At 64.9% G+C, this 26982-nt stretch carries 21 protein-coding genes and 2 pseudogenes; 8 read left to right on the top strand and 15 right to left on the bottom strand.

Translation table 11 applies throughout. The annotated features are described in order from the left end of the window. Positions 1-17: 17 nt before the first annotated feature. From HV675_RS16670 to HV675_RS16720, 11 genes and pseudogenes are all read right to left on the bottom strand, one after another. Positions 18-416, bottom strand: a pseudogene (locus tag HV675_RS16670) (serine O-acetyltransferase); the annotation flags it as partial. Positions 417-423: 7 nt separating this feature from the next. Beyond that, positions 424-1641: an oligosaccharide repeat unit polymerase gene (locus tag HV675_RS16675; protein WP_175112033.1), complete on the bottom strand. Its 1218-nt coding sequence runs from the start codon at positions 1639-1641 to the stop codon at positions 424-426. Positions 1642-1660: 19 nt separating this feature from the next. Next, the gene (locus tag HV675_RS16680; RefSeq protein ID WP_175112034.1) at positions 1661-2401 is read right to left on the bottom strand and encodes a WecB/TagA/CpsF family glycosyltransferase; all 741 of its coding nucleotides are present in this window, start codon (positions 2399-2401) and stop codon (positions 1661-1663) included. A 58-nt stretch (positions 2402-2459) separates the two neighbouring features. Continuing rightward, positions 2460-3275: a heparin lyase I family protein gene (locus HV675_RS16685; RefSeq protein WP_175112035.1), complete on the bottom strand. Its 816-nt coding sequence runs from the start codon at positions 3273-3275 to the stop codon at positions 2460-2462. After that, entirely contained in the window at positions 3275-4450 is a 1176-nt protein-coding gene (locus HV675_RS16690; protein WP_175112036.1) for a glycosyltransferase family 4 protein, read from the bottom strand. The genes HV675_RS16685 and HV675_RS16690 overlap by 1 nt, the downstream gene beginning before the upstream one ends. Further along, a complete protein-coding gene (locus HV675_RS16695; protein WP_246270327.1) occupies positions 4447-5805 on the bottom strand; it encodes a flippase in 1359 nt (452 codons plus the stop codon). Before HV675_RS16695 ends, HV675_RS16690 begins: the two co-directional genes overlap by 4 nt. After that, positions 5798-7042: a UDP-N-acetyl-D-mannosamine dehydrogenase gene (gene wecC, locus HV675_RS16700; protein WP_175112037.1), complete on the bottom strand. Its 1245-nt coding sequence runs from the start codon at positions 7040-7042 to the stop codon at positions 5798-5800. Before wecC ends, HV675_RS16695 begins: the two co-directional genes overlap by 8 nt. A 46-nt stretch (positions 7043-7088) precedes the next feature. After that, on the bottom strand, positions 7089-8261 hold the full coding sequence (wecB, locus tag HV675_RS16705; protein ID WP_175112038.1) for a non-hydrolyzing UDP-N-acetylglucosamine 2-epimerase: 1173 nt from the start codon (positions 8259-8261) through the stop codon (positions 7089-7091). Between the two features lie 68 nt (positions 8262-8329). Further along, positions 8330-10525, bottom strand: a complete 2196-nt coding sequence (locus HV675_RS16710; protein WP_175112039.1) for a polysaccharide biosynthesis tyrosine autokinase — start codon at positions 10523-10525, stop codon at positions 8330-8332. A gap of 3 nt (positions 10526-10528) precedes the next feature. Next, complete coding sequence (locus HV675_RS16715; protein WP_175112040.1) at positions 10529-10969, bottom strand: arsenate reductase/protein-tyrosine-phosphatase family protein; 441 nt, start codon at positions 10967-10969, stop codon at positions 10529-10531. Further along, the gene (locus HV675_RS16720; RefSeq protein WP_246270328.1) at positions 10966-12057 is read right to left on the bottom strand and encodes a polysaccharide biosynthesis/export family protein; all 1092 of its coding nucleotides are present in this window, start codon (positions 12055-12057) and stop codon (positions 10966-10968) included. Before HV675_RS16720 ends, HV675_RS16715 begins: the two co-directional genes overlap by 4 nt. Before the next feature lie 624 nt (positions 12058-12681). Between HV675_RS16720 and HV675_RS16725 the strand changes: the two genes are divergently transcribed. After that, positions 12682-13782, top strand: a complete 1101-nt coding sequence (locus HV675_RS16725) for an OpgC domain-containing protein (protein ID WP_175112042.1) — start codon at positions 12682-12684, stop codon at positions 13780-13782. A gap of 142 nt (positions 13783-13924) precedes the next feature. Then, positions 13925-14779: an alpha/beta hydrolase gene (locus HV675_RS16730; RefSeq protein ID WP_246270339.1), complete on the top strand. Its 855-nt coding sequence runs from the start codon at positions 13925-13927 to the stop codon at positions 14777-14779. Positions 14780-14849: 70 nt separating this feature from the next. On the opposite strand, the gene HV675_RS16735 is transcribed toward HV675_RS16730, so the two are convergent. Beyond that, positions 14850-15953 carry an AI-2E family transporter gene (locus HV675_RS16735; protein WP_175112044.1) on the bottom strand — a complete coding sequence of 368 codons (1104 nt, stop codon included), beginning with the start codon at positions 15951-15953 and terminating at the stop codon, positions 14850-14852. Between the two features lie 332 nt (positions 15954-16285). On the opposite strand from HV675_RS16735, the gene HV675_RS16740 reads away from it, so the two are divergent. The 4 genes from HV675_RS16740 to HV675_RS16755 all read left to right on the top strand — a co-directional run bounded on the left by HV675_RS16740 (position 16286) and on the right by HV675_RS16755 (position 20202). Further along, on the top strand, positions 16286-16576 hold the full coding sequence (locus HV675_RS16740; protein WP_175112045.1) for a DUF3331 domain-containing protein: 291 nt from the start codon (positions 16286-16288) through the stop codon (positions 16574-16576). A gap of 718 nt (positions 16577-17294) precedes the next feature. Next, positions 17295-18509, top strand: coding sequence for a sulfotransferase family protein (locus HV675_RS16745; RefSeq protein WP_175112046.1), 1215 nt, complete (start codon positions 17295-17297; stop codon positions 18507-18509). Positions 18510-18939: 430 nt separating this feature from the next. Further along, positions 18940-19272, top strand: coding sequence for a DUF4148 domain-containing protein (locus HV675_RS16750; protein WP_175112047.1), 333 nt, complete (start codon positions 18940-18942; stop codon positions 19270-19272). 135 nt (positions 19273-19407) lie between these two features. After that, entirely contained in the window at positions 19408-20202 is a 795-nt protein-coding gene (locus tag HV675_RS16755; RefSeq protein ID WP_175112048.1) for an alpha/beta hydrolase, read from the top strand. Positions 20203-20347: 145 nt separating this feature from the next. Here HV675_RS16755 and HV675_RS16760 read toward each other — a convergent pair whose 3' ends face one another. Continuing rightward, positions 20348-21112, bottom strand: coding sequence for a T6SS immunity protein Tli3 family protein (locus HV675_RS16760; protein ID WP_175112049.1), 765 nt, complete (start codon positions 21110-21112; stop codon positions 20348-20350). 115 nt (positions 21113-21227) lie between these two features. Further along, positions 21228-23225: a T6SS effector phospholipase Tle3 domain-containing protein gene (locus HV675_RS16765; protein ID WP_175112050.1), complete on the bottom strand. Its 1998-nt coding sequence runs from the start codon at positions 23223-23225 to the stop codon at positions 21228-21230. Between HV675_RS16765 and HV675_RS16770 the strand changes: the two genes are divergently transcribed. Beyond that, positions 23224-23505 carry a hypothetical protein gene (locus HV675_RS16770; protein WP_175112051.1) on the top strand — a complete coding sequence of 94 codons (282 nt, stop codon included), beginning with the start codon at positions 23224-23226 and terminating at the stop codon, positions 23503-23505. The genes HV675_RS16765 and HV675_RS16770 overlap by 2 nt on opposite strands. A gap of 326 nt (positions 23506-23831) precedes the next feature. Here the strand turns inward: HV675_RS16770 and HV675_RS16775 are convergent. After that, a pseudogene (locus HV675_RS16775) lies at positions 23832-23993 on the bottom strand (IS5/IS1182 family transposase); the annotation flags it as partial. A 260-nt stretch (positions 23994-24253) separates the two neighbouring features. On the opposite strand from HV675_RS16775, the gene HV675_RS16780 reads away from it, so the two are divergent. Continuing rightward, positions 24254-26797: an adenosylcobalamin-dependent ribonucleoside-diphosphate reductase gene (locus HV675_RS16780; protein WP_175112052.1), complete on the top strand. Its 2544-nt coding sequence runs from the start codon at positions 24254-24256 to the stop codon at positions 26795-26797. Positions 26798-26982: the final 185 nt, after the last annotated feature.

Genomic DNA, 26982 nt, shown 5'->3' on the forward strand with positions numbered 1-26982 from the left:
CGGCCTCACTACCGGCGCACAATTCGCGCCGGCACGCCGACCGCGGTCGCGCCGGCCGGCACGTCCGCCATCACCACGGCATTCGCGCCGATCTGCGCGCCGCGGCCGACCGTCACCGGGCCGAGCACGCACGCGCCGGCGCCGATCAGCACATCGTCTTCGATCACCGGCGCACCGGCCCGGCCCCGTCCGCCGATCACCACATTCGGCGCGACGATCACGTTGTTGCCGATCACCGCATGCCGGTGCACGACGATGCCAAGTCCCTGATAACCGAACGTCACGTTGCGCCCCACCTCGACCGACGGCGGCAGCGACACCGAAAAGAGGACGCGATTGAGCACCTTGAGCAGCCAGGGCAGGCAAGGCACACGCATGCGGTACAGCAGACGGGACAGGCGGAAGATAACGATCATGGCGCACTCACGAATGGCGGGCGAGCAGTTTCAGATGGTCGAAGATCCTGATCGCGATCAGGAACAGCAGGAAGAACACGCAATTGACGTCCCAGTAACCGGAGTGGATCGACATCAGCACGAGCGTCAGCAGATAGCAGAAGCTGAACCGCGCGACCACCCCGTGCCGCAGCGCGTACGCATGCAGCCGCACGATACAGAACGCGATGCCGAAGAAGCCGGCCAGCACGCCCGCGTAACCGAAGTCGACATAGAGCGCGCCTTGCAGCGTCGGCGTGATGCTCATCGGCCGCCCGGCAATCCAGCGCGCGCCGGTCAGGTCGCCGATGATATTGCGCGCCCCCCAGTGCTTGCCCGGCAGAAAGGTTTCGAAGTTGCTGAGCAGCAGGCGGCCATACAGGTGATCGTGTATCGAACTGCCGAGCGACGCGACGGTGTTCTGGCTCGCATCGAGCATCGATAGCACCGGCACGAACGGCAGCAGGTAGCGATGCTCGCCGATAAACCGGAAGTCGATATTGGTGAAAAAGCGTTCGACATCGTAGCTTTGCGCGACCCGGAACATCGCGAACGTGGCCGCAAAGCCGACCAGCACGCACGCGGCGACGAGACTGAGCAGCAGCGCGCGGCGTGCCGGCACCCTGAAGACCACGAAATACACATAGCCGACGATGACAAACGCCAGCACCGGCGACCGGTAGCCCAGCAGCAGAACGCCCGCGAGATAGATCGCGGGCTGCATGAGGCCAGGCTTACGGCCGGTCTCGAGATCGGAGATCGTGCGCACCAGCAGCCAGAAACCGTAGAGCGGCGCGAGGTTCGACACGAGCGCCGAATTGCCGAAGCGCGATTCGCCCATCAGCAGCGGAATGCCGCGGTTCGCGGCAATTTCGAACGCGACGCAGCCGGCAAAGAGCACGAAGAATACATACGTCAGCTGCTTCGACGTGCGCGGCTGCAACGGGCGCACACGATGCCGCGCACGGTCCGGCGACACGATACCGGCTAGCGCATAGCCAAGCACAAGTCCCAGCAGGCCGAGACCGAACAGGTTCCAGCAAAGATGCTTGTCATACGCGTCCACCTTCGACCACGGCATATCGATCAACCCCGGCAGGTTATACGCGAGGTATACGCACAACACGAGCGTCCACGGCTGCGCATGCCGTCGCGCGCTGCGTGGTGTGCCGCTTACGCTTAACGGCGCGTCCAGCGCATGTTCCACTCTGACCACTCCTGCCGCCTTAGCCACGAGGCATGGTTAGCCACGCCTTGCCGAGCATCAACGCGAAGCGGCTATTGGTGCTGAGATAGCGCCGCCACATACGGCGCGGTTCCTGCTGCACGCGAAACAGCCACTCGAGGCCGCAACGCTGCATCCACAGCGGCGCACGCTTCACTTTGCCGGCCATCACATCGAAGGTGCCGCCGACGCCCATCACGAAATCGACGCCCAGTTCCTGCTTCCAGCGATTGATGAAGTTTTCCTTCTTCGGCGATGTGATCGCGACGAACAGCAAACGCGCGCCGGAGGCGCGGATCGCGTCGGCCACCGCCGCCTCGTCGTGCCAGAAGTACCCGTGGTGGTAACCGGTAATCTTCAGCCCCGCATGACGCTCGCGGCACACCTGCGCCGTTCGCGCCACCACGACCGGGGTGCCGCCCAGCAGAAACACCGGGTAGCCGTGTGCGGCCGCATGCGCAAGCAGCCGGTCGAACAGGTCGACACCAGCCACGCGTTCCGCCACGTCATGCCCGAGCAGACGCGCGCCCCACACGACACCCATACCGTCGATATTGACGATGTCGCACGCGCGCACCGATGCCGCGAGTTCGGCATCGCGCTGCATATGCACGAGCTTCGCGACATTGACCACGACATGCTGCGTAAACTGCCGCGCGGCGATACGCTGTCCGATCCACGCGACGGTTTCGTCCATCGTTGCGACATCCATCTGGCAAGCGAAGAGTTCGATACGTTTCATAAGCGTGCGGGCGGGTGGCGAGCAGGGTCGTCGATGATGGGAGAGGTCATGCTCACGATCAGCGGCGCAATACGGACAACGGCCCGTAGAGAACCGTGCTCGTCGCGACGTCAGACGGCTTGACGTTCCAGTTGGGCTTGTAGAGTCCAAGCTTCAGGTAGGCATCCTGAACGCCCGGGTAAGCATTTGGCACACCGCTCGCCGCAAAGACGCGCTCGCCATCCTTGTACAGTTCAGTGAGCGCGCGTTGGCCGGTCTCATCCGGCACGTAACGGATCGCCCAATGAACCCATCGGCCGCGATCGGTATCCGCACAACACAGCCACTTGCCCGCCGACACCCTGTCGTGCCGCACGCCGCCGTGCCCGGATATCGCATAGCGCGTGCCCTGCAGCGCGAGCGCAAGCGTCGGCGCGCCGATCCACTTGCCCTGGTTGATTTGCGTGATGATCATCAGTTGCTGGGAGTCGAACCGGAAGTCCACCGGCAACCAGGTGCTCCAGCGAATCAGGTAGTCGCGGCCCTGCTCGAACCGCACCGGAGCGGGAAACAGCAACTCCGCGCGCGGCACGCCGTTGGCGACCGCCGCATAGTTTTCGCCGCGCTCGATGTGCGCGCGCAGCGCGTGGCGTGCGGGATCGGCCGGATCGGCAACGATCGCGATGCCGCCCGGGTTCGTCTGCACGCCGACGCGCGAATCCAGACCTTGCCGCCAGTCTGTCTCGTACAGCGTCTCGTATGCGTAGGGGTGCGCATCCATGGCGCCAGGTGCGCGCGATTCATCCGCGTTCACGGATACGGCGCCGGCCGACGCAAGCACACTCAACGTCAGCGCGACACGCGAAAGCCTGCGAACCCAAAACGTGCCGGCCATCACCGTACGTCTCCGCGACGCGCTCGCACGTGCGCATGTGCGATCACCGACCGATAGCAGTGGATATAGCGCTCGACAATCGCTTCGCACGAGTAGCGCTGGCGGGCTCTCGCGAAGGCCGCCTCCCCCATCGACCTGGCCGACTGCGCGTCGCTCATCAGAAGCCTCAAACGCAATGCCAGCGCATGAGGATCGGACGGTTCGACCAGAAAGCCGGACACGCCGTCTTCGATCAGATCCAGAAAACCGCCGACCCGCGTGCCGACCACCGGCACGCGCGAGAACATCGCCTCGAGCGTCGCGATACCGAACGACTCGTAGTGGCTCGGCATGCAGAACACGCGCGCATTCCGATAGAACGCAAGCTTCGCGTCACCGTCGAGCCAGCCGACGAACTGCACGCGATCGTCAATCCGATAGTCGCGCGCGAGCCGTTCCCAGCGCGCGATATCGCCGCCGCCGGCGAAGCGTACCGGCACGCAGTAGCCATCGTCGGCAAGCAGCGCGACGGCGCTCAGCAGGTCGTCGATCCCCTTCTGCTCGGTCAAGCGGCCGGCAAACGCGACATAGCCCGACGCCGCGTCGCCGTGCGCTTCGCGCTGCGCGCTGCATGCGTCCGATGCGGCCTGCGCATCGCGCGCGGAATTGCCGATCACATGCAGCGTACGGCGATCCGCCCCGAGCCGCCGCATCTCGCCGGCGATCGGGCTGGACACCGCGACGGCCGCGTCGCAACCGCGCACGAACCACGCAATCGCGCGACGCGTGAGCGGCCCCGCCTGCGTCGCGAAAGGCTCGAAATTACCCGCATGCAAATGGAAAACCGTTTTCCTGCCGCGCAGTTTCGCCAGCGCCCACAGCACCAGCTTGCGATAAAACGACCCACGCACCGACACATGAAAATGCACGATATCCGCATGCCGGAGCGCGTCGAACACATAGCGCGGCAGATCCGCGAACACGAATGCGCCAAGCGCCGCGATACTTTTGAAGCCGCGCGTCTCGAAGAACGACAGCGCGATCGACGCATCCGCAAAGCGCGCGCGCTGCGTGCCGAGCTCGGCGAGCACGGAGGCGATTCCGCCGCGCTGGCCGCGGCCCGGGCCGACATGCAGCACGCGCAGCGTGCGCGGCACACCGCCGTCCTGCGCGGGCGCGCGTGCGGCGCCGTTCATCCGCGCCTCCACGATGCGGCGACATACGCGCGCCGCTGCGCATTGCCGACAATCGACACCAGATAGAACACGAGCAGCGCCGCTTGCGCGATCAGAAATGCGCTCGCCGCGCCTTGCGCGCCATGGCGCGGCACAAGCCCAACACTCAAGGCGACATTGAGCAGGCCCGCGGCGAGAATCATCCGCGAACGGGCACGGCCGTCGCCAAACGGCATCAACACCTGAAGGCCGATGAAGTACGCGAGGTTGCCGAACAATGTCGATGCACACAGCAGCGCGAGCACCGGCGCGGCGCCGCTGAATTCGCCGCCGAGCACAAGATGCGCGAGCGGCTTCGACCAGACGATAAAGAACGCGGCGCCCGCCGCCGACAGCGCCAGCGTGACGGCTGCGCCGAACGCGGTCAGCCTGGCGGCCGCCGCGCGATCATGCGCGAACAGCGCCGTGATGCGCGGATACAGCACCGCGCAAAGCTGCGCGGGCACCAGATTGCCGACCGTGCGCAGCTTGTCGGCCGCGGCGTACAGACCGGCCTGATAAGTGCCGGCCGATGCTTTGAGCAGAATCGTGTTCGCCGCGCCGAACAGGCTGACCGATGCGCTCGCCACAAACGAGTCGGCCCCGTCCGCGAGTTGCCGGCCAATCGCGCGCCATGACAGTTGCGGCGCGCACAGCACCCCCAGTCGCCAGGCGATAGCCAGCGACAGCAGCGCGGCCACGACCGGCCCCGCCGCCTGAATCGCCGCAGCGAGCGCGACGTCCTGCGGCCCTTTCACGAGCCAGAACGTAAGCGGCAGCGTGACGCCACGATTGATCACGACCATCGCTGCAATCAGACCGAAGCGCTCGAGCCCCTGGAACAGCCAGTACAACGTCAATGCATTGCCGAGCACGCCGAACCACGACAGCAGGATCACCGAGCGGGTCGCCGGATCGTGCGGCGTACAGGCGAGCAGCACCGCGAGCCCGGCAAACGACACGACACACAGACACACTTTGGCGGCGCTCACCGACCAGATCAGCTCATTGAGCGCGGCAGCGCGCCCCGCGCGATCGACCACCGCTTTCGGACCGCTCAGCCCGAAGCCCCATTCGGTCAGCAGGGTGCCGTAGGTGGCGAGCGCGACACCGTACGCGAGCACGCCGAACGGCGCCGGCCCGAGCACGCGCGTCAGGTACGGAAACGTCGCAAACGACGCGACATAGTTCGCCACGAACGACACGATCATGATCGCGACATTGCGGCTCACGCGGGCGCCCGCGGGCGGCACGGCCGCCGCGTCGCAGGTCCGCATCCGCGCCCGCGCGCGACGGCGCAGCCGTTCGGCACGCGCGCCGCGCATCGGCTTATCCATGCGACAGCAAACCGCGCGTATCGATCACGACCTTCGCTTGCAGACGCACCGGATCGATGCGCTTGAACGGCGTGTGATCGACGAGAATCACAACCACGTCCGCCACCGCGACGGCGTCGTGAAGCGCCCGGAGCTCGGCCTTGCCGGCCAGCGCCGGCGGCAGCGCGCCGATGTTCGGTTCGACCACGAGCACGCGCGCCACGCCGCTTTCGGCGAGTTCACGGACAATGCCCAGCGCCGGACTTTCCCGCAGATCATCGATGTCGGCCTTGAACGACAGCCCGAGGCACGCGATCACCGGCTCCTTGAAGCGCGTGGTCGCGCGCGCGATCCGCTCGAGCACATGGCGCGGCTTGTCGTCGTTCACGATACGCGCGGTGCGGATCAGGCGCGCCGCATCGGGCGCCGAATCGACGATAAACCACGGATCGACCGCGATGCAGTGGCCGCCGACACCCGGCCCCGGCTGCAGGATATTCACGCGCGGATGACGGTTGGCGAGGCGGATCAGCTCCCACACATTGATATCGAGCCGCTCGCAGATCAGCGACAGCTCATTCGCGAACGCGATATTCACGTCGCGAAACGCGTTCTCGGTCAGCTTGCACATTTCCGCGGTACGCGCATCGGTCAGCACGCAGTTGCCGGTCACGAAGATCTGATACAGCGCCCGCGCCACTTCGGCGCAGCGCGGCGTCATGCCGCCGATCACGCGGTCGTTCTCCACCAGTTCGCGAATCACATGGCCCGGCAGCACGCGTTCCGGACAGTGCGCGACGCGGATATCCGATGCTTCGCCGGCCTGCTGCGGGAACGTCAGATCGGGCCGCATGTCCGCCATCCAGCGCGCCATCTGCTCGGTCGCGCCGACCGGCGAGGTCGACTCGAGCACCACGAGGTCGCCCTTCTTCAAGACCGGCGCAATCGCGCGGCTCGCCGCCTCGATGTACGCGAGATCAGGCTTGTGATCTTCGGCGAACGGCGTCGGCACGGCGATCAGAAATGCGTCGGCGGGCTCCGGCGTCGCGGTTGCGCGCAAGTATCCTTGTGACACCACCGCGTGCACCAGCATGTCGAGCTCCGGCTCGACGATATGAATCGCGCCGCGATTGATCGTGTCGACGGCGAGCGGATTCACGTCGACGCCGATCACGCGCTTGCGCCGCGCGGCAAATGCGGCGGCGGTCGGCAGGCCAATGTAGCCAAGTCCGATTACTGAAATGACTTCGAAGTCCATACGGTTCCCCTTCCTGGTTGATCTTCGTGAGCGGCCCTGCCGGCCGTCATGGGTGGATTGCCTCGCGCGCCGTGCAAAGACCGGCGTCGCTGCGCCAGACGGCCTGCAGCGCATCGACGATGCGCGCCGCCGCATGACCGTCGCCATATGGATTCGCGACGCGCGTCATCGCCGCGCACGCGTGCGGGTCGTCGAAGAGCGCGAGCACGCCCGCGACGATCGCCGCGTCATCGGTGCCGACGAGCTTGACGACGCCCGCGTCGACCGCTTCCTGGCGCTCGGTGGTATCGCGCATCACGAGCACCGGTTTGCCGAGCGACGGCGCTTCTTCCTGCACGCCGCCCGAGTCGGTCAGAATCACGGTCGCGCGATCCATCAGCCGCACGAACGGCAGGTACTGCAGCGGCTCGATCAGATGCACGTTCGCAATGCCGCCGAGCAGCCGGTTCACCGGCTCGCGGACCGCGGGATTCAGATGCACCGGGTAGACGATCTCGACCTCCGGCCGCGCGTGCGCAATCCGCGCGAGCGCCGCGCAGATCCGCTCGAAACCCGCGCCGAAGCTTTCGCGGCGGTGTCCGGTGACCACCAGCACGCGCCGACCGAACGCAAGACGCGGCAGATCCGCATCCGCCGCGGCCGCCATCGCCGGCTCCCGCGCGAGGCGCGCGCGCACCTCGAGCAACGCGTCGATCACGGTGTTGCCGGTCACGGCGATGCGCGCATCGTCGATGCCCTCCGCGAGCAGGTTCTGCCGCGCGCGCTGGGTCGGCGCGAAATGCAGCGCGGCCAGCGCGCCGGTCAGCTTGCGATTGGCCTCTTCCGGCCACGGCGAGAGCAGATCGCCGGTGCGCAGCCCCGCCTCGACGTGCCCGACCGGCACGCGCTGATAGAACGCCGCGAGCGACGACGCAAGCGTCGTCGTGGTGTCGCCGTGGACCAGCACGAGGTCCGGCCGGCTGTCGCGAATCACGTCGCGCATGCCCTGCATGATCGACGCGGTGATGTCGTACAGATCCTGGCCGCGCTTCATCACGTTCAGGTCGAAGTGCGTGCGAATGTGGAACAGTTCGAGCACCTGATCGAGCATCTCGCGATGCTGCCCGGTCACGCAGACAAAGCAGTCGACGCCGTCCGTCTCATTGAGCCGCCTCACGAGCGGCGCCATCTTGATCGCTTCGGGCCGCGTGCCGAAGGCGAGCAATACTCTCTTGTTCATATCCGCTCCCGTGTGCTCTTCGCTCCGTGCGCGGCGGTCCGCGCTTTTCAAGCCGTTTTGAAGTCGGTTCATTGCGCAACGCTCTCGTACGGCGAAAAGCCGCCGTAAGCAGTCGCGCGTTGCGGCACGTCGCTCAGCACGATGCCGCTGACCGTGACGCCCGCGCTGCCGAGCAGGCGCATCGCATGGCGCAGTTCGGCGGCCGAATGGCGGCCGTGGCGCATCGCGAGCAAGGTCGTCCCGGCGTGTTTGCCGATCAGCATCGAATCGGTCACCGCGAGCACCGGCGGCGTGTCGATAATCACGACGTCGTATTCGCGCGAGAACTGTTCGATCGCCTGCGTGAAGCGCTCGGCCATCAGCAGCTCCGCGGGCGTCGCGGTGCTGGTGCCGCGCGACAGCACGTCGAGTCCCGGCGCCACCGCGCGTTGCACGATGCTGTGTGCGGGCGCGCCCGCGAGCAGGTCGGCGAGGCCCGGCACGCGGGCAATGCCGACATACGCATCGAGGCTGCCGCGCCGCAGATCCGCGTCGATCAGCAGCACGCGCTTGTCTGCCGCGGCCAGCACCGCGGCCAGATTCAGCGACAGAAATGACTTGCCGACGCCGGGCCGCGGCCCGGTGACCATCACGACGTTGTTGATGGCATCGCCGCCCATGCGGAATTGCAGCGCGGTGCGCAGGCTGCGAATGCCCTCGACCGCAATGTCTTGCGGCGCATTGACCGCGAGCACCGCGAGTGCGCCCCGCGCCGCGCGTTGCAGCTTCGCCTGGCGCGCGCTGTGCGAAATCGACGCATAGACCGGGACGCCCGCGACCAGCTCGATATCGCGCGCGTGCTCGAGCCCACGCGTGAGCGAGCGCCGCACGAATGCCGCGCTCACGCCGAGCGCGAGACCGAGCAGCGCCGCCGCGCCGATCACGAGCGCCTTGCGCGGCTTGACCGGCTGCTCGGCGACGACCGCGAAATCGACGATGCGCGCGTTGCCCTGCTGTCCGGCGCGCAGCACGCGCAATTGCTGCGCGCTGTCCATCAGCTTCGTGTACAACTCGGTGTTCACTTCGACGTCGCGCTGCAGGCCGAGCGCGACCTGTTGCATGTCCGGCAGCGCCTTCACCTGCTGCTCGAGGCTGCTCTGCTCGCGCCGCAGGCCGGCCAGTTGCGCATCGAGCGCGACCAGCGACGGATGACCGGGCGCAAAGCGCGGCGCCAGTTCGTCGCGCTGCTGCTGCAGCACAAGCATCTTTTCCTTGCCGTCGACGATCGAGCGCAATAGCAGCCGCGTCTCTTCCTCGAGATCGACGGTGCCATGCTGATTGCGAAACGCGTTATAGCGCTGCTCCGCGTGATCGAGGTCCGCGCGCAGACGCGGCATCTGCAGGTCGAGAAAATCGAGCATCTGCTGCGCCTGGGTGGACTTCTGGTCGACATTTCGCTGCACGTAGCGTTGCGCGATCGTGTTGACGGTCTGCGCGGTGCGTTCGCTGTCCTTGCCTTCCAGCACGATCGAAATCACGCCGGACTGACGCGCCTTTTCCTTGACGTCGAGCGCGTTTTGCAGCGCCTCGGTGGTCAGCTGCCGCGACGCGCGCGCGAGCGTGAACTCGGTGCCCTCGTGCGCCACGAACGCGTCGACCACGAGGCGCACCGGGCCGGCTTGCGTTTGTCCGTTCACCGTGTCGCCGGTCTTGCCGGTCGCGACCACCGCGCCGTCCGGATCGATCAGCGTGTACGCGCCGCCTGCGCCCGCGCGCAGCGTAAAGCGCTGGTCGTACAGCGCCGGCGGCACGTCGAATTGCGCGACACGCAGCACTTCGCCGCCCCAGGCGAAGCGCCGCAGCCCCCATAGCGGCGCGCCGGGCCGGCCGGGCGTCGCGCGCCGCGCGAACCATGTGCCGATCAGCGGCACATAGCGCGGCCGTGCATCGATATCCAGATGCAGCGTGTGCACCGCATACTCGACCACCTGACGCGAACGGATCAGCTCGATCTCGGCCTCGGTGGTCGCCTTGCCGTCGAACAGCGCGGCGAGGTCGCCGAGCTTGTCGTTGACGAGACTTGTGCTGTCGTCCACCTGCACGATCGCGTCGGCGCGATATTTCGGCGACGCGAGCAGCGCATAGCTGGCGCCGAGCACCAGCACAGCCGCGCTCACGCATGCGATCAGCGTGACGTTCTCGCGGATGACTGCCGCGACCATCGACAGATCGACTTCATCGGGCGCTGCGTGCGCGTCCGAACCGTATTGAGCTTGCGTAGACATGAATTAGCGGCACAGTTGGTCGATGGCGCTGTGCCAATCGGCGAGCCCTTGTTCGATCTGTGCGATCGCCAGCTCGAAAATAAAAGGATCGCGGCGGTACGGATCGATCACATCGAAGCCGCCGGCCTCACCAAGACGATGAACCTTGCCGTGCACATCAGGCCAGTCGCCGATCAGCGTCGCGCGTTGCTCGCGCGTCATCGTCAGAATCAGCGCGGCGTCGCGCACGTGCTGTTGCACAAGCGGCGTCGCCGTGTGCGCGCTCAGATCGAGGCCGCGTCTTGCCATCAACTGCACGGCGCGCTCATCGGCGCCGCGGCCCGCGCTCGCACGCAGTCCGGCCGACGCGACCGCGACGCCCGGCATCCGGTTCGCGAGCAGAATCTGCGCGACCGGGCTGCGGCATACGTTCGCGGTACACACGATCAGCACGGCGCCGCTCATTTGCCGACCACCGCGGCCGTCAGGCCGGTATTGATCATCGGCAGCAACTGGGTCAGCACGCGGCTAAAGCGCGCGAGCCCGGTGCTATCGACATAGACGACGTCTTTCGGCTGCAACTCGAACTGATTGGCGAGCAGCATCGCAACCGGCGAACTCGCATCGAGGTGATACACACTGGGTGTGCCGGACAGCGCGCCGCGAATCACGTACATGTGCGCCGCATCCGCGCTCGTCTGGTTCACGCTGCCGGCTTGCGACAACGCATCGCTTAGCGTGAGCCGGCCGGTTTTCATCGGCACCGCGGTCGCCGGATGGTTGATCTCGCCCATCACGAATACGCCGTTCTCGTCGCGCGACACGATACGCAGCAAGTCGCCGTCTTTCAGCACGATCTTCGCGGGGTTCTTCTGCTGCTCGAACAGTTGCGACAGATTGACCGGATACGAACGGCCGTCGCGCACCAGCACCATGCGGCTCTGGTCGGCAGCGGCCGTGAAGCCGCCTGCGCGGCTGACCGCTTCGTAAAGCGTCATCGGAATGTCGTTGATCGGCTGCACGCCGGGCGCGTGCACTTCCCCGTCCACGTAGACCTGCGCGGAACGGAATGACGCCACGCGCACGGTCACCTGCGGGTTGCGAAAGACGCTCGCGAGCCGGCGCGCGAGCAGATCGCGCGCTTCGTCGGTCTTGAGTCCCGCGACATGCACGCTGCCCGCATACGGAAACTGGATGCCACCCGAATCGTCGACGACAAAGCCCGCGGGCGCGTCCGCGGCCCGCACCTGGGCCTGCGTCTGCGCGCCTTGTGCGGCCGCGAGCTCCGGGTGGTCCCACACGGTAATCTGCAACACGTCGCCGGCGCCGAGCGTGTACGGGCGCGCGGTCGAAAAAAGAGCAGGCGCTATCGCATCGGCGGCGCCGGCCCGCATCTGCTCGACCAGCGCTGCGTCGATTTCATGGATCGGCACGCCGCTCGCGCTGCCGGCATCGGCGCGCGTAGCCGTGACGTCGGCCGCGCCTTGCGGCGCCGCCTTATCGCGCTGCATCCGCATGCCGGGCGCAACCGAGCACGCGCACAGCACGGACATGACCACCGCCAGCGCCAGTCCGCAACGGACCGAAGCCGTTGCGCGCGCACCTTTCGATATCCTGCACAACATGGAAATAGATTCAGCCTGCTTTCCACTGCTTGCGGGTTCGCCGGACCGGCGATCAGCCGGCCGTGAACGGACCGGACTGCGCGTAGTGGAAAAACTGAACGCCTCGCTTTAAAGAGCCGCCCATCGTAAAAGCGCGACCGCTGCGCGTTCGGCCAATTTCCGAACCGTTTTCGCCAAATGCCCATCTCTTTTTTATCGATGATGGCAATGCAACGCGCGCGCACATCAGGCGACACGCGTCGACACGTATGCAAGCGCGCTTTGCGTAACCTCCTGAAACACTTTCGAACAATCGCGCGCGCATGCAGCCGGAACTCGCCGTGTCGCTTCGGGGTCTTTCCGTGGGTCGCGACATCGGCGCTCACACGCATTGCGTGCGGGTTGCCGCGTGTCACCCCATGTCGCCGTGTGTCGCTGCGGATGCCGTCCGATCCGCTTTCGAACCTGTAAAGGCGCAGCACAACGGCCGGATCGATTCGGCCGGTTCGTCCCTTGCGTCCCTTGCGTCACTTTCGCCGGCGACGCGCTTCGCCCCGCACCGCCTCGCACACCATGCAAAAAACGTCATCCCGTCTTGTCGAACTCGATTTTTTCCGGGGACTCGTGCTGCTCGTGATCGTCGTCGATCACATCGGCGGCAGCATCCTGTCGCGCTTCACGCTGCACGCGTACGCGCTGTGCGACGCCGCCGAAGTGTTCGTGTTTCTCGGCGGTTTCGCGACGGCCACCGCGTACCGCTCGCTCGCCGAACGGCATACCGAAGCGATCGCGCGGCAACGCTTCCTGTGGCGCGCACTCGAGCTGTACCGCGCGTTTCTCGTGACCGCCGTATTGATGCTGATCGTCACGGCGGTGCTGAGCGCATTGAGCGTCGACGCGCCGAACCTCGCGACCACCGACCTCGACGATCTGCTCGATGCTCCCGCGCCGGTGCTCGGCGACCTGCTGTTGCTCCGGCGTCAGCCCTATCTCGCGTCGGTCCTGCCGATGTACGCGTTTTTCGCGCTGTCGGTGCCGGCCGTGCTGCCGCTTGCGCGCAGCAGGCCGTGGCAGTTGCTCGCGGGCAGTCTCGCGTTATGGGCCGTCGCGCCGTTGCTTGCCGGCGGTCTGCCGATCGTCGACGGCACGCAGTGGGACTTCAACCCGTGCGCATGGCAATTGATGTTCGTGCTCGGCGTGCTGGCGCGTTGCCAGCCGGTGTACGAGCGCACGCGTGCGCACCGTCTCGGCTGGCTCGTCACCGTACTGGCGGTCGGCGCGGTCGCGGCCGGCGCGTATTACAAGCTCTTTATCGAAACCGCGCCGCTTGCCGGCAGCCTCAAGCAGAATCTGTCGTCGCTGCGCGTGGCGAACTTTGTCGCGATCGCATGGCTCGCCGCGCACCTGATCCGCACCGGCTGGGTCGGCAAGCTCGCGCAACGCGCGCCGTGGGTCGGTCAGGTGGGACGCAAGGGACTGCTATGCTTCGTCGCGGGCACGGTGATTTCCCTTATCGTCGATTCGCTGTTGTACAAGGCGACCGACGGCTACCTCAACGTGCCGCTCGGCCTCGTGGCGGACGCCGTGGCGATCGGTGCGCTGATCGCGGTGGCGAAGGCCTCGGCGCCGATTTCACGGGTCTTCGCGCCGCGGCTCGGCAATTCGTCGGGCTAACGCGCGACCTTCACTACCGCTCGCGTCGTTTGCTTTTCTTTCGTCCATGCGCAGACTGGTTCGGTTATCGAAGAAGTTCATCTGTTGTGCAACCGCACTGGCCGCCGCCTCAAACGCGGCCGCCGCGGTGAGCCACGACGTCATGACGCGCGCTGCGCCAGGCAGCGCGGCGGGCGCCACAAGCAACGTCAACACCGCGGGCCATGTCGCGGCGCCCGGCAGCACGGTCGACGCCCGTGTACTCCATTCGAATGCGCTGCAGCGCGACTGGGGCTACGTGGTTTATCTGCCGCCAGGGTATCGCGCCGATGGCGCGCGCTACCCGGTGCTGTATCTGCTGCACGGCAACGACGACGATGCGCGGCACTGGATCACGCAGGGCCGCCTGCAAACCACCGCCGATACATTGATCGCACGCGGCGAGATCGCGCCGGTGGTGATCGTGATGCCGCAAGGCGGCACCGACTGGTATGTCGATCGCAAGGAGAAAATCGAAACCGCGTTCTTCAGCGAACTGCTGCCATATATCGAAGCGCACTACGCGGTGTCGGCCGACCGCAAGAGCCGCGTGATCGGCGGCGTATCGATGGGCGGCTTCGGCGCGTTGCGCTACGCGATGCTCGAGCCCGACCGCTTTTGCAGCGCGCTGCTGCTGAGCCCGGCGATCTACGCGACCGAGCCGCCGCCACAGTCGGCCGCGCGGCGCGTCGGCGTGTTCGGCGAGCGGCGCTTCGATATCGACGTCTGGCACGCGCTGAACTACCCCGCGCTCTGGCAACGCTATATGAGCCAGCCCTACCGGCTGCCGATGTTCATCGCATCAGGCGATGACGACCTTGTCATTCAGGCGGAAGCCTCCGCGCTCTACACGCATTTGCGCGAGGCGGGCAACCCGGCCGCGTTAAGAATTATCGGCGGCGGACATAACTGGGATGTGTGGGCGGCGCTGCTGCCCGCCGCGCTTAAATATGCGCTGTCGTGCATAAAGGCGGCCTGACGGCACGTTTGCTGACAGGCAGCCAACCGTCAGCGGGAATCAGTAAGCGCACCGAATGGCTGGATCGCGCCTACCGGACGAAGTCGGTCCACAGCACCATCAGCACCGTCATCAGCGCGGGCCCGATGAAAATGCCGAGCAGCCCGAAGGTTTCCGCGCCGCCCAGGATGCCGAACAGGACGAGCAGGAATGGCAGCCGCGTCGAGTTGCCGATCAGCACCGGCCGCACGAAGTGCTCCGCGACGAACACCAGCACGAAGCCGAACACCACGAGGCCGATCGCGGCCGCCGTGCCGCCTTCGATAAACAGCCATAAGCCCGCGCCGCAGAACACGACCGGCGCGCAGAACGGCAGCATCGCGGCGACCGCGGTGATGAGGCCGAGCAGCGCCGCGTGCGGCACGCCGGTCATCGCGTAGGCGACGCCAAGCAGTACGCCTTCGCCGATCCCGACCACCACCAGCCCGGACACCGTGCCGCGCACCGCCGCGGCCATCCGTTCGGCAAGCTGCGCGCTGTCTGTGCCGAACGCGCGCCGCATGCCCTTGAGCAGCGCGCCTGACAGGCTCGGTCCGGCCTGAAAGATGACGAACAGCGTGACGAGCGTAAAGCCGAACAGCATCAATGCATGGGCGGCACGCACGCCGAAGTGCCGGCCGAACGTGACGACCGCGTTGCCGTGCAGTCCCTTCATCGCCGGCGACGCCTTCAGCGGCTGTCCTAAGTTCATGTTCCACCAGTTCATGACCTGTTCGGACCCGAACGGCAGATGCGTGATGAAGTCCGGCATCGAAATGCCGTTCTGCTCGACATTGCGCAACCAGAGGGTCACGTCGTGCGCCTCCGCGGCGGCCTGCGCGATGCCGATGCCGATCGGCAGCACGAGCACGATCGCTATCACGACCGTCAGGAGTGTCGCGATGACCGTGGTTCGCCCGTTGAGCACAGGCTGACGTTCAAGCTTGCGAAAGGCTGGCCACAGCGAGATGGCGATCACACAGGCCCATGCGACGGCAGGGATGAAATCGCGCACGATCCATAACGCAAGCAACACCAGTGCGGTATAGAGCGCCGCCGCCGCGAAGTGCTGCATCTTGCGGCGACCCGGTAAATCGCCGCCGGGCGGCACACGCGACGGGTGCCCCGGCGGAACGGCGGGCGGGCGTGGAATCATATGGCCTCTTCATGTGTTATGGGGGGGCGAGGACTGTTCGCCACGCACGCGCATCAAGCGCGCCGCGCGTCGCGCAGTCCGCCGGTCTGCACATCTTAAAGGACGGGAGTGCCCCGCCCGGCGGCTTGTGCAGGCGCGCACGGGATACAAGAACGTGTTGCGGGAATGGGATCGATCGGGCGCCGCGCAGCGCACAGCCCCATATTGCCGTTCCGTGACACGCTTTCATCCTCATTATTTCGAATCAGGCAACAGTATTTCAACGCCCGCACAATGGCGCAGCCGCGCCGACGGGACTACATTCGGGCACACCCGAATTTACGGAGCCGGCCATGACGACGTTAGAGTGCGTACCACTGATCGGTGCCAACGGCTTGCGCATCGAGATTCTCGAGCGCTCCGAAAACACGCTGGTGATTCGCTGGGTCGAACCCGGCAAATGCCACTATGGCGAACAGCGTTGGCGCCGCCGCTCGGCGCACACTTCAGGAACGTGTGCGGTATCGCGCCGCAAGATCCGCCGGGGCGACGCGGTGTTCAAGCCGGCCGAGCGGCCCGCGCCGCTGAATGCGGCAGCCATGATAGCCGCGGACATCCTCACCGGCCTGATCAACGGCATCTAGCTGGCCGCGCGTGGCGCTGGTCCGCGCTGGCCGAGGCTGACGCTCGCCGGTTCATTACCGTTCATTACCGGAGACGGCCTGCATCGCGGCGCTCGCATTCCGGTCACCACGCATCGTCTTCGCGCAGCATGCCATCAGGCAAATGACCGGCGCGGTGCGCAACGCCGGTGGCCGGTCATCGCTGGCGTTTGCGGTGCGGCCAATGCGCCGAGGTGCACGCAAGATGCACCGGCTGACACCCTCACGCTCGTGATGTGTGCATGCACGGCGCCGATACGCGTGGCTCCCCATACCGATTCGCGATGTCACTTCCGCGGGCGGCGCCCGGTACCCGAACCGGTCGTACGCTTGACCGCTCCGCACAGCGGATAGATGTGTAGCACCTGCGCCGCGCCGGCAAGACAACCTGCACGGCCGCCTTTGCGGCCACGAATCCCTACACACCATTCGCATCGAGCCGGCCATGCACGGCCTGCCGCTCCCTTTCCGCGCGCACCGTTCGCCACCGCGAGCCGCGTCGCACAAGCGATTTCGCCTGATATCGAAGCGCAACCAATCGATGCACTAGAATGGATCGCGATGCTGCACGTCAAGCGACGCGGCTCCAATCGACATGATTGCAGACCGAGCCCAGCCGACGCGCGACGATTGCAAGCGACTTGCATAACCAGTCCCGAAACACTCGACAGGTCAAACCGGCAGGATGCGGGAGGGTACCGTGTTCAAGGAATGGATAAACAACACGCATGGCATCGCGCGGCTCGCATCGAGCCATGCCCCGCTGTCCGCGGCGGAACTGCTGTCGAGTGCGCGCGCGAAGACGCGACTGCACGATTTCGGTCCTGAGCCGATCGAAGACGCATTGGCCCAGTTGCAGCGGGCGGTCCACGAGGAAGCCGATCTCAACCTGTTCGGCCGCGTGTCGACGCATTGGGACATCCTGCGGCTGCTGACCAATCTGCTGATTCTGCGCGACCGCGAACTCGCGGACCCGGCCATCCTGCAGCGGCCGGTCACGCAGCCGATCTTCGTGCTCGGCATGCCACGCAGCGGCTCGTCGTTTCTCCACTCGCTGCTCGCCGAAGACGAGACGAGCTTCGCGCCGCGTTGCTGGCAAGCCATCTACCCGTACCCGGATCACCCTGCCGCCGGGCGCCACGCCGGACCGCGCAAGGTGCAGCGACAGTTCGATTTTTTTCACCGGCTCGCGCCGGAATTGCGCGACGTCCATCCGTTCAATGCGCTGACGCCGCAGGAGTGCACCGAGTTCACCGCCCATAGCTTCCGCAGCCTGCGCTTCGAGACGATCTACCACGTGCCGTCGTACAAGCGCTGGGTCAAACAGGCCGGACACGCGCAGGGACATCGCACGCACCGGCGGTTCTTGCAGCATCTGCAAGACACGCGCGCGACGCGCTGCGTGCTGAAGTCTCCAGACCACGTGTTCGCGATGGACGCGCTGCGCGAGGTCTACCCGGATGCGCGCGTGATCTTCACGCATCGCGATCCGCTGAAGGTGCTGCCGTCGGTCGCGAGATTGACGGAAGTGCTGCGACGGCCGTTTGCAAAGCACATCGACAAGGATGTGATCGGAGCGCAAATCAGTGCCGACTGGGCGTATGGCGCACAACAGATCGTCGCGGCCGACACCGACGGCCTGTGGCCTGGACAGCACGTATTCCACGTGCACTACAAGACGCTCACCGCGGCGCCGCTCGACACGATACGGCAGATTTACGATCACTTCGAGCTCGAGTTCACGCCGGCGTTCCGCGCACGGCTACAGGAGCAGATCGACCGCAAGCCGACTGGCGGATACGGCAAGAACGTCTACCCGTTCGCGGACTTCGGCCTGCGGCCCGAGGAAGAGCGCGAACGATATCGCGGCTATATGGCGCATTTCGGCATTGCCGAGGAAGTCGTTATTCAGTGAGCGGGTGTGCCGCGCGCCGCATGACGCGGCCGGCGCATTGCCTGCTATCACCTGCGGGCGCCCGCTGTTCCCATATTCGTGAATGTCCGGTAGTCCAGGTGCGTTGTGCGAACGAATAGTCGCGGACCCTGCCGGTTATCCGTTGGTATAGGTCACCGCATGCGCGGCGGCGCCGCCCTCTTTTCCTCTATCCGAAGGTATCGACCGGTTCGACGAACGTCCCGTTGAAGCGGTCGCGCGTATCTCTTTACGCATCTGCGCGCCAAAACTACAGTTCAACCCATCGCAAATGCAGTAGCGCGAATGTGCAAGCAACACCGAGTCGGCACAGAGGTGCGAACCCATTTCCGATGATCGAATTGAACATGCTTTCGCCGTCCCGGTTGCTGACTTCCGTTTTCTCATTCATCTTTTTTTAGGAGTACCACTCATGAACAAGTTCACTCTCGCCGCGATTCTCGCGGTTGGCCTGCTTGCGGGCCCGGTTGCCAGCTACGCGCAAACGAACGATCCCGTTACCCGTGCGGAAGTACGCGCCGATCTGATCAGCGTCGAACAGGCGGGGTACAGCCCGTCGGCCGGCGAAAACGTCTACTACCCGGCCGATATCCAGGCTGCGGAAGCTAAAGCCGCGACGCGCAACGACAGCGCCTACGGTGGTGTCGCGCAAGGCACGTCGGCGTCGGGCACGAAGATGCGTGCGCCGATGCATTCGAACTGCGTCGGGCCGGTCAGCTTCTGCAATATCTACTTCGGCAGCTGAGCATGCGATGCGAGGGGTCCTGTGCGTTGCGCACGGCACAGGTCCCCCTTCTTCATGCGTTGACCCGACTCTCGAACTGTGCGCTTGCGGTGGCTCTATCTCTGCCATCCCATCTTTTCTGAAACGGATTGACTCATGAAGCTTTCTTCTTTCGCGGCATCGGTTGTCGCGCTGTCCGCCTGTCTGTTTGCATCGACCGCGGCAAACGCGCAAGATGCCCAACCGGCCAGGGGCCCGGTCAAAAATATCGTGCTGGTGCATGGCGCGTGGGTCGACGGCTCAGGCTGGCAACCTGTCTACGACATTCTGAAGAAGGACGGTTATCACGTGACGCTCGTCCAGGAACCGCTGACCTCTCTCGAAGACGATGTGAGCGCAACCAGACGCGTGCTCGATCTGCAGAACGGGCCGACGATTCTGGTCGGCCATAGCTACGGCGGTTCGATCATCACGGAAGCCGGTGTGCATCCGAACGTGGTCGGACTCGTGTATGTGGCCGCGCATGCACCGAACGTCGGCGAAGACGAAGGCGCGCTCGGCAAAGGCACGCCGAGCTTTACGGCGCAGCAAGCCGGTGCGATCGAAAAGACCGGCGACGGGTATACGTACCTGAACCCTGCAGATTTTCCGAAGGACTTCGCCGCGGATTTGCCGATCAAACAGGCCCGGTTCGAGGCCCATGCGCAGATGCTGACCGCGGCCAAAGTCTTTACGACGCCGTTGACCGCCGCCGCCTGGACATCGAAGCCGAGCTGGGGCATCGTGGCCGGCGACGACAAGATCATCAACCCGGACCTGGAGCGGTGGTATTACGCGCGCGCCCATAGCCACACGACCGTGATTCCCGGCGCCAGCCACTCGGTTTATGAATCGCGGCCGCAGCAGGTGGCGGCGGTGATCGAGGATGCGGCACAGCATGCGCAGCAGTAAACGCGACGTGGGAAGCGATGCTTCGCGTGCTTCCTTCTGCTTGCATGCGGAGTGAACGATGCGCGACGGTCAGCGACCGTCGCGCATCGGTTTTGGTCGGCGGACAACCGACCCACACGGTACGTCGTCGCTTGCAGGCGACCGTTCACTGATTGCCCGATTGATCGTCGGCCAACTTGTGCCCGCGTCTGTATAAACGCCATGCGAAGTATACCGGTGCGCCAATCGTGTACGCCTCTGCCGAATAGATCAGTCCCGGTATCCCGGCAAGGCTCGTTTTCGGCGGTACAACCCCGACGTTCGGATCGCATTTCATATGCGTCCAGCCCGTGTAGTTCTTAACCTCCGGCACCTTGCTCTTCATGTCCCGAAACTCCGGACGGTCGTAGTAATTCAGACGAACATCTCCCGGTGCCAGGTAATCAATATACTGGCCACCCCAATACTCGCCTATTGGAAGCGAACTCTGTATTACCCGCCCGTCCTTTGTTTCGAGATAGCCACGGTCGTCGGTCACTACAAACCGTTTGATTGCGTCAGCAGTCGGAATCGTGTGATTGTGAGGGCTATCATCCGCCACGTGAATATATGCATCAGGCCCGAATGTTCGACCGCCATCGCGCGAGACCAGCATGACGAGATCCTCAAGCGGAATCGCAATGTAGCGTTCCGACGGGTGGATATACGGGAAGAACACGATCCGGTAGAACTGGGGGGCAGCCACCGTCCGAATGCCCTGTTTCGCATCCACAAAGGTCAATGCCCCTTCGCACATCCAGCCCGTCAGTTCCAGCCAGCGGTGATCGTCAAACCGGTACACCACCTGGCTCGGCGGTGCCTGGATACGCTGGGCCGCCAGAGCCGGAAACAACGGGATTGCGGCAATGACCGCCAGCAATGCCAGGATCATGGCCCAACGTCCGCCCCGTGCGCGCTTTCGCACTCTCGTGGCGATGCACACAATCAGACACGTGCTCCAGAGCGGAACCAGCCACCACACGGCTGACCAGAGAGGTTCTCCCATTTCAGCCCCTCACGTCCGGTTGCGGTAGCGGCCACAACCCCGTGCCACCGACAGGCGTCGTCGCCGCTTCCCATGCCTCGATCAGTGCACTGCCCGGCAGCGCATGCAGGAGGTCGCCCACTATGTCCCCGCTGGCCGTCACGACCTTGCTGACCACGTCTTTCGGCAGACCCGGCTTGCTCATCCGCAGCTTGATTTCAGGCGGCAAAATCCCGCTCGTGTAATACGTCTTCGCAGCCTGGTCGGGATTCTTCGGGCTGCGCCAGTCCGCGCGACGCAACAGGTCCCACCACAGCTTGTCATTGTCGAAGGCCGCACACAGCCCGATTGCCAGGTCATAGGCCATACATTTCTCTATCGTTTCGGTATGCAGCGTGATGGCCGAATGCTGGCTCCATGTCGCTGTTCTCTTTCCAAGTCGCGCTACGGCTTCATCCGACGTCTCATAGCGCTCAACAAGATATTGCTGCGAACCGGAGGCGGGAATGCCCACGTACCAAGCCTTGAGCAATGGGTTCCTGTAGCCGGTAGCCGCAAGTTGCGTCTGCACCTGCGACGTATTGGCCTCCGGGCCTCTGGCCGGATAGGCCACTACGGGAACCGATTCGGTTCCCGTACGCACATCCACCAGCCTCAATAGCTTCTCGCCGCCTTCCTGAGCGAGCGCGGTTCCCGCGAGATGCTCGCCGAGATGGTCCGCATGTGGCGGGTCATTCGACTGCGTATGGAAGATGTACGTCTCGGGCAATTTCGGACCGTCAATCTCTCTGCTCCTGTCTCGGCCCGTGAACATCCCCGCGACCAGAGCTTCTCCTGACCCACCGAACCGAAACGTCTCCGGTCCTTTCCCGACCACATGCCCGTCAGAGAACACCCGCTGGAAGAAACCGGGCGCCTTGACCACATCGTCGATTGCCTGTTTCGCCTCGGCGTCCACGCCTTGCCAGCCAATACCCTGAATGTTCGGCAAGGACACCACCGTGTCCTGCGGACAGAAATAGTTGTACACGTGACCGAAGTTGTCCCGAGCGTGATCCGGGTTATCCCACGCCGCACGCTTCGCCACCGCGGTGGCCACCACACGCTCTGGACTCGCCGGGCGCCGGTTCTCGTACATCAGCCTGACGAAATTCGCCAGCGTTTGAACCCTTGCCTCGCGCGACTGGTGCTTGCCAGGCAGACGCAGTTCCATCTGCGTCGGATCGAGGCCATACGGCGAGTTGCACATGATCACGCAGTCGGCTGGACGCAGCGTGGCCTCGCTCACCAGAAAATTCGCCAGCATGGCGATCTCTGTGCCCTGGCTGTGCGCGATGATGTTGATCGTGTCGGGACCCACGTGCTCATGCTGTCGAATCTGGATAATCAGATCCGCCAGCCGCCGCGCTGCGTGCACGTAATAGATGCGATGCGGACTGGGATACATCGGACTCGACGTATCGCCGAACGTTCTCTTGCCCATTGCGGCGGCATCGAATAACGCCCCGTTCGCACCGGGCCCCCACATGTCGACAAGATTTGTCGTCGCATTTGCGAATGGGCCGCCTTCCTTCGCTTGCGCCTCGTCCAGCCAGTTGCCGAGGTTGTCCCGGTTCTTGAACCTGGCCTGCTGTTCCCGGTAATACGTGCTGTAGGGCAGATCCGGATTGCGATTGTGCGCATCAAGCTGAGCCAGATAGCGCTGCTGGTCCTGCTGGTAGGTTGGGTGATCAACGGGCCGATAGCCCCAGTGAAACGGAATCAGCGGGGAACGGCCTTCCTCCGCGATCCGTGTCAAACACGCCGACGCTGACGCCGGCTCGAGCAATGGCACCTTGCTCTCCGGCGTCCAGGTTTCCCACTCGTGCGGAAACAGGTCATCGCGCCCAAGTCGTTTCTTCAAGCCCTCGCAGATATGCCGATCGAGGACGGGGAAAAACTGCCCATCGTCGTTGACACCGTGAATCGCTATCACGATGCAGGGCAGCGGTCGCTTGACCGGCACCTTGCAGATCAGCATGGCGCCGCTGTCCGCTGGCATCGGCATGGCGAATATCGGATCTTTTGAATTGCGCAACGTGCTGCGCTTCGAGTCTGAACTGGACATCTGGATGATCTTCTATACTTCTATGTCGAACCATTCGCAAAGTGCTCGTCCGCATCGCGAACAGGCGACTGCGATAAAGCATTGCCGTTGCAAACAGGCACGCGAGATGAAAGGCGGACGCGTCGGCAACCTCACTCAGGCCGCGGCGCGTGTGAAGCGCATGAGCAGTCCGTCTCGCTCGAATCTGTCGTGACCGGAAAACCGCAGCGTCTCCGCTCGGCAAGATCGAATATGTCGCATTGTGCCGAGTCGCTCAATATGGAACGTCGTGAGCATTCCTTTTTATGACAGAGCAACGAACCTAACTGATTCCCTCGAAAACCGCCAGATGAAAAATCCGATTTCCATTGGCTTTGACAATAGTTCACAGTCTCGAGGTGATGTCGGTGATAACCGACGTGAACGGAGCGATGCGCTGACATGACGTCGTGTGACCATCGATCGCACGACCGCCGTAGCAATCATGGTTGCGGGCAACATGCGGCATCACATCGCGAGTCTCGCAATCGCTCACGAAATGAAGAACGCTGCGACCGCACCATGTTTCTGCAGGCAGTCGCGGTTCTTCGAAAATACCGAGTGGTCCCGCGCGGTGTCCTCGATCGCCGGCCAGACAAACTGGCGAAACAGCAGGTTGTAATGCATCTGCTCCATCGACATAAACTCGCTTCGCACCAGGTAAACACCGGTAACGGACCTGTCAAACATACCTGCACAATCGCGGCTTGAATTCCTCAAGCCCGGCCATTGATCCGCCGCAATTTCCGCGCTGCATTCCAGTCCCACGACCGCACCAGCGGCTCGCCTTCCGAACAGCCCCAATTGCAGTGGCCCCTTGTCTGCGATACTGTGAGCTTCATCGCGCCGCTGCCGCCCCGCCGTACGCAGCGGCAATCGCGCCCGCACCCGCCGCCCAGCCCGTCCGCGCTTGGAGACTGCCCATGGCCGACACCGACAACGACCTCCCCCCGTTTGCGCACGCCATTGCGCCCCAGCAGTTTTCGCTCGATGTGCTGCTCGAGAAATATGCGAAAGGCGATGAACGCACCGCCGACGACGTCTATCGACGCGTCGCACGCGGCGTCGCGATGGCGGAGCCCGAAGCCTTGCGCGCGGAAGTCGAGGCACGCTTCGTCGACAACCTGCGGCATGGCGCGCTCGGCGCCGGCCGCATCATGAGCGCGGCGGGCGCCGATATCGCGGCCACGCTGATCAACTGTTTCGTGCAGCCGGTCGGCGACAGCATCCAGCACGTCGACGACGACGGCCTGCCCGGCATCTACGTCGCGTTGCTGCAAGCGGCTGAGACGATGCGCCGCGGCGGCGGCGTCGGCTACAACTTCTCGGCGATCCGCCCACACGGCGCGCGCGTGCACACGACGAGTTCGTCGGCCTCCGGCCCGTGCAGCTATATCGACGTATTCGACGCTTCGTGCCGCACGGTCGAAAGCGCCGGCTCGCGGCGCGGCGCGCAGATGGCGGTGCTCGACTGCACGCATCCGGATCTGATCGAATTTATCGAAGCGAAGCATTCGAAGGGCCGCTGGAACAACTTCAACGTTTCGGTGGCCGTCACCGACGAATTCATGCAGGCAGTCGAGAACGACTTGCCGTGGCCGCTCGTGCACCGCGCGGAGCCGTCGCCGTCGATGCGCGCGGCGGGCGACCTGCGCCAGCGCGAAGACGGCCTGTGGGTGTACAGCGAACACCGTGCGCGCGACATCTGGAACAGAATCATGCGCTCGACCTACGATGTCGCCGAACCCGGCATCGTGTTCATGTCGCGGATGAACGACGACAACAACCTGCGCGCGGTCGAACGGATCCGCGCCACCAATCCGTGCGGCGAACAGCCGTTGCCGGCATACGGCTGCTGCAATCTCGGGCCGCTCAATCTGACCCGCTTCGTGACCGATCCGTTCGCGCAGATGAAAGGCGGCACGCCGTCGTTCGACTGGGACGCGCTCGCGCGCAGCACGCGCATCCAGGTGCGTTTTCTCGACGACGTGCTCGACGTCACGCTGTGGCCGCTTCCCGAGCAATACGACGAGTCGCGCGCGAAACGGCGCATCGGCGTCGGCTTCACCGGTCTGGGCGACACGCTCGTGATGCTCGGCCTGCGCTACGACTCGGCGCCGGGCCGCGAATTCGCCGCGCAGGTCGCGCGCCTGATGCGCGACGAAGCGTATCGCGCGTCGGTGGAGCTGGCGCGCGAGCGCGGCGCGTTCCCGCTCTTCAACGCGGCGCAATATCTCGAAGCCGGCACCTTCGCGTCGCGCCTGCCCGACGACGTGAAGGACGCGATCCGCAAGCACGGCATCCGCAACAGCCATCTGCTGTCGATCGCGCCAACCGGCACCGTGAGCCTCGCGTTCGCGGACAACGCATCGAACGGCATCGAACCGGCGTTCTCATGGACCTACTCGCGGATGAAAGTGATGGCCGACGGCAGCCGCGCATCGTTTTCGGTCGAAGACCACGCGTACCGTCTGTATCGCGAACTCGGCGGCGACGTCGAACGGCTGCCCGATTACTTCGTCAGCGCACTCGAGATGTCCGCGCGCGATCACCTCGACATGATGGCCGCGGTGCAGCCGTATATCGACACGTCGATTTCGAAAACCGTCAACGTGCCGGCCGATTACCCGTTCGAGGCATTCGAAAGCCTGTACTTCGACGCGTGGAAAGGCGGCCTCAAAGGCCTCGCAACCTACCGCCCGAATGAAACGCTCGGCGCCGTGCTGAGCGTCGACACGCCGCAACCGGCCGATGCGCTCGCCGAAACCGATCTCGACCCGTTGCGGATCGCGATCGATCATCGGCCGAAGGGCGAGATGCCGGCGATCATCGAAAAGGTCGAGTACCTGACGCAGGCCGGCAAGAAGTCGCTCTACCTCGCGGTCTCGTTCATGCAGGTGACCGGCCGCATCGGCGGCGAAGACGTGACGATCGAGCGGCCCATCGAGTTCTTTATCCCGGCCGGGCAGCGCGACGAGTCGCAGCAATGGATCACCGCGACGATGCGTTCGCTGTCGCTCGCCGCGCGCGGCGGCTTCGTCGCGCGCAATCTGCAGGACTTGCGCAAGGTGTCGTGGGACCGCGGCCAGGTGCGCCTCGGCGACGTGCAGCGGCTCGACGGCACACGCTCGCCGCGCTGGCACGATTCGGAGGTCGCGGCGCTCGCGTATGCGTTGCAGCAGATCCTGCACCGCCGAGGTTTTCTCGATGCCGAAGGCAATCAGGTGCCGTCACGCGTGCTTGCGCGCATGCCGCGTTCGCACGCCATGCTGCTGCCTATTTCAGCCAACCTGAACGACGCCTGGCAAAGCACGGCATCGGACGATGCGTCGCAAGACGAACCCGCGTTGCACGCGTCGCCGACGATGCATGGGCGCAAGTGCGGCACATGCGGCGCCAACGCGGTGATCCGCAAGGACGGCTGCGACTTCTGCACCGCGTGCGGCGAGATCGGCGCGTGCGGGTGAAGCGCGGGTAGCCGGCCGGCGGCCCGCGCTTTGTTTGTCGACCCGCTCGTTAAGCCATTCGCTGGCCATTCGTCGAGCGGTTCGTCCTGCCGCCGGTCCAGCACAGGCACCGGCCCTGGCACGCGCCGTCAGCGGCACGCTGCCGCGTCATCGAACCGGCGCTCCACCCTCATCCATCCGGACGC

The organism is Paraburkholderia solisilvae, from assembly GCF_902859875.1.
Classification (GTDB): domain Bacteria; phylum Pseudomonadota; class Gammaproteobacteria; order Burkholderiales; family Burkholderiaceae; genus Paraburkholderia; species Paraburkholderia solisilvae.

Coding starts and splice junctions, on each gene's coding strand:
- HV675_RS16680 (WP_175112034.1), bottom strand. CDS start 2,401: ATGAAACGTATCGAACTCTTCGCTTGCCAGATGGATGTCGCAACGATG.
- HV675_RS16690 (WP_175112036.1), bottom strand. CDS start 4,450: ATGAACGGCGCCGCACGCGCGCCCGCGCAGGACGGCGGTGTGCCGCGC.
- HV675_RS16755 (WP_175112048.1), top strand. CDS start 19,408: ATGAAGCTTTCTTCTTTCGCGGCATCGGTTGTCGCGCTGTCCGCCTGT.
- HV675_RS16750 (WP_175112047.1), top strand. CDS start 18,940: ATGAACAAGTTCACTCTCGCCGCGATTCTCGCGGTTGGCCTGCTTGCG.
- HV675_RS16770 (WP_175112051.1), top strand. CDS start 23,224: ATGGCGCCGCTGTCCGCTGGCATCGGCATGGCGAATATCGGATCTTTT.
- HV675_RS16765 (WP_175112050.1), bottom strand. CDS start 23,225: ATGCTGATCTGCAAGGTGCCGGTCAAGCGACCGCTGCCCTGCATCGTG.
- HV675_RS16685 (WP_175112035.1), bottom strand. CDS start 3,275: ATGGCCGGCACGTTTTGGGTTCGCAGGCTTTCGCGTGTCGCGCTGACG.
- HV675_RS16725 (WP_175112042.1), top strand. CDS start 12,682: ATGCAAAAAACGTCATCCCGTCTTGTCGAACTCGATTTTTTCCGGGGA.
- HV675_RS16715 (WP_175112040.1), bottom strand. CDS start 10,969: ATGAGCGGCGCCGTGCTGATCGTGTGTACCGCGAACGTATGCCGCAGC.
- HV675_RS16760 (WP_175112049.1), bottom strand. CDS start 21,112: ATGATCCTGGCATTGCTGGCGGTCATTGCCGCAATCCCGTTGTTTCCG.
- HV675_RS16740 (WP_175112045.1), top strand. CDS start 16,286: ATGACGACGTTAGAGTGCGTACCACTGATCGGTGCCAACGGCTTGCGC.
- wecC (WP_175112037.1), bottom strand. CDS start 7,042: ATGGACTTCGAAGTCATTTCAGTAATCGGACTTGGCTACATTGGCCTG.
- HV675_RS16780 (WP_175112052.1), top strand. CDS start 24,254: ATGGCCGACACCGACAACGACCTCCCCCCGTTTGCGCACGCCATTGCG.
- HV675_RS16735 (WP_175112044.1), bottom strand. CDS start 15,953: ATGATTCCACGCCCGCCCGCCGTTCCGCCGGGGCACCCGTCGCGTGTG.
- HV675_RS16710 (WP_175112039.1), bottom strand. CDS start 10,525: ATGTCTACGCAAGCTCAATACGGTTCGGACGCGCACGCAGCGCCCGAT.
- HV675_RS16730 (WP_246270339.1), top strand. CDS start 13,925: ATGACGCGCGCTGCGCCAGGCAGCGCGGCGGGCGCCACAAGCAACGTC.
- wecB (WP_175112038.1), bottom strand. CDS start 8,261: ATGAACAAGAGAGTATTGCTCGCCTTCGGCACGCGGCCCGAAGCGATC.
- HV675_RS16695 (WP_246270327.1), bottom strand. CDS start 5,805: ATGGATAAGCCGATGCGCGGCGCGCGTGCCGAACGGCTGCGCCGTCGC.
- HV675_RS16720 (WP_246270328.1), bottom strand. CDS start 12,057: ATGTCCGTGCTGTGCGCGTGCTCGGTTGCGCCCGGCATGCGGATGCAG.